This window comes from Megasphaera intestinihominis (assembly GCF_040096415.1).
Lineage (GTDB): Bacteria > Bacillota > Negativicutes > Veillonellales > Megasphaeraceae > Megasphaera > Megasphaera intestinihominis.
In genome coordinates this window covers 22617-29052 of sequence record NZ_JBBMEU010000027.1, presented here as the reverse complement: position 1 = coordinate 29052, position 6436 = coordinate 22617, and the positions used below count along the sequence as shown (strand labels likewise).

13 protein-coding genes are annotated in these 6436 nt (G+C 50.6%); 11 read left to right on the top strand and 2 right to left on the bottom strand.

Annotated elements, in window-relative coordinates; genetic code table 11:
• Window positions 1-27 precede the first annotated feature (27 nt).
• The 11 genes from WMO23_RS05945 to WMO23_RS05895 all read left to right on the top strand — a co-directional run bounded on the left by WMO23_RS05945 (window position 28) and on the right by WMO23_RS05895 (window position 5860).
• The gene (locus tag WMO23_RS05945; RefSeq protein WP_349173507.1) at window positions 28-507 is read left to right on the top strand and encodes a hypothetical protein; all 480 of its coding nucleotides are present in this window, start codon (window positions 28-30) and stop codon (window positions 505-507) included.
• A gap of 1 nt (window position 508) precedes the next feature.
• The gene (locus WMO23_RS05940) at window positions 509-829 is read left to right on the top strand and encodes a hypothetical protein (RefSeq protein WP_349173505.1); all 321 of its coding nucleotides are present in this window, start codon (window positions 509-511) and stop codon (window positions 827-829) included.
• 13 nt (window positions 830-842) lie between these two features.
• A complete protein-coding gene (locus WMO23_RS05935; protein ID WP_349173509.1) occupies window positions 843-1028 on the top strand; it encodes a hypothetical protein in 186 nt (61 codons plus the stop codon).
• 12 nt (window positions 1029-1040) lie between these two features.
• Window positions 1041-1430, top strand: a complete 390-nt coding sequence (locus tag WMO23_RS05930) for a single-stranded DNA-binding protein (RefSeq protein ID WP_349173503.1) — start codon at window positions 1041-1043, stop codon at window positions 1428-1430.
• Window positions 1431-1439: 9 nt separating this feature from the next.
• Window positions 1440-1868, top strand: coding sequence for a RusA family crossover junction endodeoxyribonuclease (locus tag WMO23_RS05925; RefSeq protein ID WP_349173502.1), 429 nt, complete (start codon window positions 1440-1442; stop codon window positions 1866-1868).
• Complete coding sequence (locus tag WMO23_RS05920; RefSeq protein WP_349173501.1) at window positions 1858-2547, top strand: hypothetical protein; 690 nt, start codon at window positions 1858-1860, stop codon at window positions 2545-2547. Before WMO23_RS05925 ends, WMO23_RS05920 begins: the two co-directional genes overlap by 11 nt.
• 295 nt (window positions 2548-2842) lie before the next feature.
• The gene (locus WMO23_RS05915; RefSeq protein ID WP_349173499.1) at window positions 2843-3043 is read left to right on the top strand and encodes a hypothetical protein; all 201 of its coding nucleotides are present in this window, start codon (window positions 2843-2845) and stop codon (window positions 3041-3043) included.
• Between the two features lie 410 nt (window positions 3044-3453).
• Window positions 3454-3954 (top strand): RNA polymerase subunit sigma-70, encoded by a 501-nt coding sequence (locus tag WMO23_RS05910; protein ID WP_349173498.1) that lies wholly within the window; start codon window positions 3454-3456, stop codon window positions 3952-3954.
• Between the two features lie 451 nt (window positions 3955-4405).
• The gene (locus tag WMO23_RS05905) at window positions 4406-4546 is read left to right on the top strand and encodes a hypothetical protein (protein ID WP_349173496.1); all 141 of its coding nucleotides are present in this window, start codon (window positions 4406-4408) and stop codon (window positions 4544-4546) included.
• A gap of 5 nt (window positions 4547-4551) precedes the next feature.
• A complete protein-coding gene (locus WMO23_RS05900) occupies window positions 4552-5202 on the top strand; it encodes a phosphoadenosine phosphosulfate reductase domain-containing protein (RefSeq protein ID WP_349173495.1) in 651 nt (216 codons plus the stop codon).
• Window positions 5192-5860 carry a ParB N-terminal domain-containing protein gene (locus tag WMO23_RS05895; RefSeq protein ID WP_349173493.1) on the top strand — a complete coding sequence of 223 codons (669 nt, stop codon included), beginning with the start codon at window positions 5192-5194 and terminating at the stop codon, window positions 5858-5860. Before WMO23_RS05900 ends, WMO23_RS05895 begins: the two co-directional genes overlap by 11 nt.
• Here the strand turns inward: WMO23_RS05895 and WMO23_RS05890 are convergent.
• Both WMO23_RS05890 and WMO23_RS05885 read right to left on the bottom strand, forming a co-directional pair.
• The gene (locus WMO23_RS05890; protein ID WP_349173491.1) at window positions 5857-6231 is read right to left on the bottom strand and encodes an ASCH domain-containing protein; all 375 of its coding nucleotides are present in this window, start codon (window positions 6229-6231) and stop codon (window positions 5857-5859) included. The two genes, WMO23_RS05895 and WMO23_RS05890, sit on opposite strands and share 4 nt — an antisense overlap.
• Window positions 6228-6383 carry a hypothetical protein gene (locus WMO23_RS05885; protein WP_349173490.1) on the bottom strand — a complete coding sequence of 52 codons (156 nt, stop codon included), beginning with the start codon at window positions 6381-6383 and terminating at the stop codon, window positions 6228-6230. The genes WMO23_RS05890 and WMO23_RS05885 overlap by 4 nt, the downstream gene beginning before the upstream one ends.
• Window positions 6384-6436: the final 53 nt, after the last annotated feature.

Here is a 6436-nt window from a genome sequence, read left to right as displayed (position 1 = left end):
GGGAACCGCGGAGAGAGGTAGAAGAAGATGACAGAAAGATACATTTTACAATTTCCTCGAGGCGTGGCTGTTTCAATTTTTCCATACGATACAGCTTATCTTAACGACGAAAAATTTTTAGAAGAATTCAGAAGGAATATTCGGGATGCTTTTCGGGAATATACAGTGGGAACAAATCCTGACTACATCCTGCAAGACAAAATTATGTTCATCGATTTAATCCGTGAACTGAATTTCAAAATATCCTCAAGACAAATCTTAAACGAATGTATCCGGAATCTAGTTGACGATGCTGGGTCGTTTGACCTAGAAGATTCTTTCGACACCGACGATTTGGAGCAGTTAATCGATGAAGGCATTAGCCGATATAGCCGGAGCTGGACCAACTGGAGCCCCGACAAGCATGTAAATGAAATGGCCATGAAATTCATCTGGATAGCTATAAAGGTGGTAATGAACTACATCCCGTACATTGAACCCGTAAAACCGAGAGGAGATGAAGAATAATATGGAATTCGGACGATTTGAACCATGGGCTGAATACCATGAAGACGGAGACTACTATGAATTTCATTGCCTGAATGGCTTTGGGGCTACCGTCGCTCGTGGCCAGCATGATGAATTATTTGAACTGAATGTGCTCAGGCGCAATCGGCGATATCCCAATTTCTGGTGTATCTATGACATGCCGATTACGAACGACGGCATGAATATGGAATATGACGACGTCGTGAAGGCGTTGGAAGACATCAGCCGCCTGGCCGATGACTACGATTTGCTGCATAAAAGTTTTGTAGATCACGACGGGAACGTTGTGTTTGTAGATTAAGGAGGTGATCAGATTGATTGACATGAGCATGGAACGCGTCCGGGCCGTGATTGATAAAGCCTGCCAGGACGGGAAGAACTACGCCACGATTGAAAAAGCGGGTGACGATGCGGTTGATGCTGCTGTTGCGCAGGCCATCGACGGTATGGGCTATAAAGTATCCGTTAATCCACAAGAAATACTTATCAGTTGGTCTTAGGAGGAATGAAAAATGAATAATGTGCAACTCATGGGCAACCTGGCCCGCGACCCGAAAGTCAGCGTGACCCGGACCGGCAAGACCCTCGTCCGGATGACAGTGGCCTGCTCAGAAACCTACAAGGGGAGGGACGGACAGGCAAAAGAAATGACGTCATTCGTTCCGGTGACATGCTGGCCGCCGTCGTCGGATCTTGCGCAGAGCCTCTTAAAAGGTGACCGGGTGGTAGTGATGGGCCGGTTCACGGCGAACTCATACGAAAAGGACGGCACTAAACACTATTACAGTGAAGTCACAGCGGCTTTCGTGGGGACCGTACCAAAAGCCACGAAAGCCGCCGCGCCAGGTCAGTCCTTTGATGACATGGGGAACGCCGCGGAAGATGAAGAAATCCCGTTCTAGGAGGCGCCCATGGTTTATAAATTCACGATCGACGGCCGCCCTATGACCAAGAAGAACAGCATGACCAAGACCCGCTATGGACTCATCCAGTCCAAACAATACCGGGACTATGAAAAAATGGCCCTGTGTCAGCTGATGACCCAGAAGCCACGCGGCTTCCGGACGATTGATTGCGCGGCCCGGATGAACGTCGAATACTACATGCCGAACCGCAAGGGCTGGCCCGATTTATTCGGGCTGGTCCAGGCGACGGCAGACATTTTAGAGAAAGCCGGCATCGTAGAGGACGACGGCTATATCGCTGATGTGGCCTACAGCTGCATCGCAGGCGTCGACCCGGTATGGCCGCGCGCTGAAATCAAAATCATCCCCATGCCGGACGACAAACTCAACGAACTGCATCCCAAACTCAGAAAGAAGGTAAAAAATGATCGATGACAAGATGGCCAAGATGGCTATAAACACCTTGAAAGAATATTGCAAGAATTTATGTTCTCGTTGCGCTGTATATGGATCATGTGGACAAAGGTACTGCTACTTTGAAAATGTTGATGGTTACAACGACGTCGGTACGTTTGAAAATCTACAGAAGTCTCCCAAAAAGCCACCGAAATTTGACATCAGGCAGAAAGAAAGCGCAGATTTTCGGAATTATATCAATGAAATCTTTTTGCGGGAGGCAGAAAAATACGGGCTCCCGATGAACAAGGCCAACTCGATAAAATGGACTGCGCGCGGGACCATCGTAGTCACGTTCGTTGATGACGACAACAAAACGAACTACTTTGGCTGGGCGAAGTGCCATCCCGACGACGCTTTCAATCCGGAAGTCGGCATCAAGCTGGCCATTGAAAGAGCGGCCCAGGCGATGAAAGCGCCGTTCGTTCCAGAAGAAAACGAAGCTTATTATTATGCTGATGATGAGAACCGCATCTATAGCACCATCAATCACAATACAAACACAGATATTTTGAATATCGCACTCGGTAACTGCTTCAGGAAACGTAAAGAGGCGCATGCCAATAAAGAAGCCATCAGGAAACGCATGGAAAGAGCTAAGGTGCTATTGAAATCATTACGGGAGGATGATGCAAATGCGATGGGTAGATGTAAATGAGCAGTTACCGATTCCGCAGCGGCGCGTACTCGTAGCGATGCACGCCGGCACGGAGTGGGAATTTAAAGCCGTCGGGGTGTTTTGCCAGGATCATTGGCTCGTAGACGGGGAAACCCGTCTCATCCCGATGTGTGAAGTAGATTATTGGGCGCCGATTGCCTCGACGCCCAAACGGTAGGAGCGTGATAGCATGACGAAACGAAAGGTATGGATTGGGCTCACCATTTACGCCGTCGTATGCATGGCGGCGTTTGTGACGATGCTTGTCATGATCTTTAAATAGGGCGGTGAGGCTATGGAAAACTGGTACAAACCAGGGCCGGTACATTCCCACCAGATGACGGACGAGGAGCGCAAGCACTACGCGCCGAAAGAAAAGAGAGCCAGTGGCAAGCGCTCTGAGTCTGACATTGAGACTTACCAGGCCGACACGATATTCAAGATCCGGAAGCGGATGCATTACACCTGCAAGAAAATTCGCGGGAGGAGGCGGTAAGAAGTGCGGGACATTATTAAATATTCGTTCTACGGGGCTTGTATAACGTTTTGGGTGGCCCTTACGATAACTTTATTGTGCGTAAATAAATAGGGGGCTTATAGCGGATATGGGACGCAAAAATAAAAGACGGAAACAAAAACCGCCATTGATGCCCTGGAACCGAGAGCCGGAACTAAATCCTGGGACCCTCGTCCCACACCAGAGCCGCTGCGCGTTCTGCGGGCGGCCCCTTCCTCGTTCCGGCTGGCATTGGTTCCGGGACGAATTCGGGCAAAGGGTCCGGAAGTGCAACGACGAACGAAGCTGTATGAAGAGCCGGAAACTGGCCGCCGAGGAGTCTTTTAGGCGGGCCATCCGGCGCAATGCTTATCACACGGAAAGCTATTGGATGAAGGAGGACTGGGGAGATGGAAACGAATGATCGCATTGAGCAGGTCAAGGGCCTGCTGCACCGCTATCACCGGACGGCGGTGTATATCAAGAACCTCAAAGAGGAGATTGCCGACAAGAAAGCTCAGATGGAGGCCATGCCGGCGCCTAAAGTGCCGGGCTATTCGCCGACACCGGGCGGCGGGGCAAACAATCTGAGCCCCGAGAAACGGGCCTATTTTGCCAATGAACGGGCCTTAGAGCGCATCACGGAATTACAGTGCCGCATCAACGATCTGGAGCCGATTCTGCTGCGTGTCGACCGGACACTCGACGCCCTGACCGTTACCGACCGGAATATCATTGTGAGCCGCTGCATCAATCACTACCCCTGGAACATGACGGCCCGGACGGCCCACTGCTCCCCAAGTTACTGCCGCCGGCGCATCGACCGCATCCTCAGCCTGATGGCGGACATGATGCTTGGCCCTGGCGACATCCCCATCCCCATGGAGTTATTCACGCAGGATACACAATGATTGTGGATAACTGAAAAGCTGTAGCACATTCGTAACACTTTTGTAGCACATTCGTAGCACCACATGACAAGCTTTGCGTGCTATAATGACAGTATCGGGGACGGGGACCAGATGCCGCCGTTCGGTCATTGCGCGGTATCAGTCCCGTCTCTACAATGTGTGCTTTGTTCTTAGTGATAGGCAATCTAACAGCGCACAACATGGACGTGGCCGGGTGTACAATAGTAGTGTGTGTCTGTCACGCTGGACAGGCATACCCCCGGAATCGTCCGACCTGGGATAGTTGGTTGTTAGGTATGTCCGCCATGGGGCATCGAGGGTTCGAGTCCTTCCTATCCCCCAATATGAATAGAGAGAGTCGTCTGTTGTGACGGCTCTTTTTTATACAAGAAAAAGTATACAACGAGTATATAATTAAACGGCTTATTTTAGCCTGAAAGGGGGTGATTCTATGGCAACAACCACATCGGATATTCAGAAGCGCATCAACAGGACAACGGGCGTCAACCGCCGTAAGGTCAACACGGCGTCACGCCGTCAGGCAGTCCGTAATACCTATCGTAGAAAATCGAACGGCGGACAGGGAGGTTAAGCAGCATGTTTGAGGTTGCACGAACGGCGAGTAAGTTGACAAATAAGGTATTGGTAGGGTTATCCGGCGGGAAAGACAGTGTCGCCACGCTCGACGTCTGTGCCCATTTCTTCCCGGTCGTGCAGCCTTATTTCATGTATATCGTGAAGGGACTGGAATTCCAGGAACGGACCTTGAGATATTACGAAAAGCGGTACGGCGTCCCTATCATCCGCATCCCTCACTTCATGCTGAGCGACTTCATGCGTGATGGCTCGTTCCGCATGCCAGATTATACCGTTTCCAAGATAAAGACCAAGGACATTTACGCATACTTGAGGAACCGCACGGGGATCTATTGGATTGCCGGAGGCGAACGCATGGCCGACAGCATTGTCCGCAATGCGATGATGAAGCGAAGCGGCGCCATAGACCGCAAGCGGGGTCGTATCTACCCATTGGCTTACTGGAATAAGGCGCAGGTACTCAGCTATGTGAAAATGCGCCATTTGCCGTTATCCCTGGAGAACCGGGTACTCGGCTTTTCCTTCCGGGGCCTGCAGGGCAGGGAACTGTATAAAATCAAGCAGGCATTCCCCTCGGATTATGAAAAAATCCGCCGTGTCTTCCCTTTGATAGAAGCGGCGGTCGTGAGGTATGAGCATTATGGCAAATAAGAAACAAATGGAAGCGTACGAAATCAAGAAGATCAAGCGCAGCCAAATCAAACTGGCGGCCTATAATCCGCGGACGATTACCGACGAAGCCCGGAAGCGGCTCAAGAAAGGGCTGAAAAAGTTCGGCCTGGTGCAGCCGCTCGTCTGGAATGAAACGACGGGCGTCCTGGTCAGTGGCCATCAACGGCTGTCTATTCTGGATGAAACGTATAAATATCCGGATAACGATTACACCCTGACCGTGTCGGTCGTTCATCTTTCGGAAAAAGACGAAAAGATTTTAAACGTCCAGCTGAACAACCAGTCTATGATGGGCGAATTCGACTATGATGCCCTGCGTGACATGCAGTTCGAGGCGCCCGACCTGGATCAGCTCGGCTTTTCTGACAGCGACTTGGATATCGTGTTCAGGGAAAATGGCGGGGAAATCGGGAAATTGGTAGCCGACAGTGAGGAAGCGGAAGAGACGAAAGACAAGCTCGACGAAATCAAAGACGAACGCAAGCAGATGAATAAACAAAAAGACGCCGAAAACTCAGCGTATTTTTATTTTACGGTCATCTGTGAAGATGAGGCCCAGCGAACGGCCCTCATGAAGAAAATGGGCGTACCCATTTATGAGGAATTCGTCACGGCAGACAAGCTCAAAAAGCTTTAGTCAAGCGTCACGATGCCCATCTCCTCCCATAGCTGATAGAGAATGTCTTCCGTGCAGGGTACATCACAGACGATGGGGTCGATGAGATGGTCATCTACCTCGAACAGATGCAATTTGCCCTTGACCTTGAAGGGAACGATGGGGCGCAGGTTGCGCAGATGCCAGCTGTAGCCTTTCGGCCCTTTGTCGATGCCATAGAGCTCGACGATACAAAGGGCGTAACCACGGGGGAACAGCGGGCCGTCGTTATACTGGCTGCTGCAAATCAGCAGGTCGCCCCGGTAGGGCGTTTGCCAGGATCTAAATTCCTCGGTTTTGTCGCCGCAGGCAATGTCGACGGCGTAAAAAGGGTGCAGTGATAAGGCTTTCATGACTGGCCCCCTTTCTTGGCAGCGTTGACCTCGGCGTAGATAAATCGTTTTATTTCGCCGGAGACCGTGGCGCCTTTTGATTTACAAAGCGCCGCGAACGCCTCTTTGACGGCCTTGTCGATTTTTAAGTTGATCAGAACTTTTTCGGTCACAGTATCACCTCACTATGAAATTTGTACACACTATTATTATATCATAATTAAAG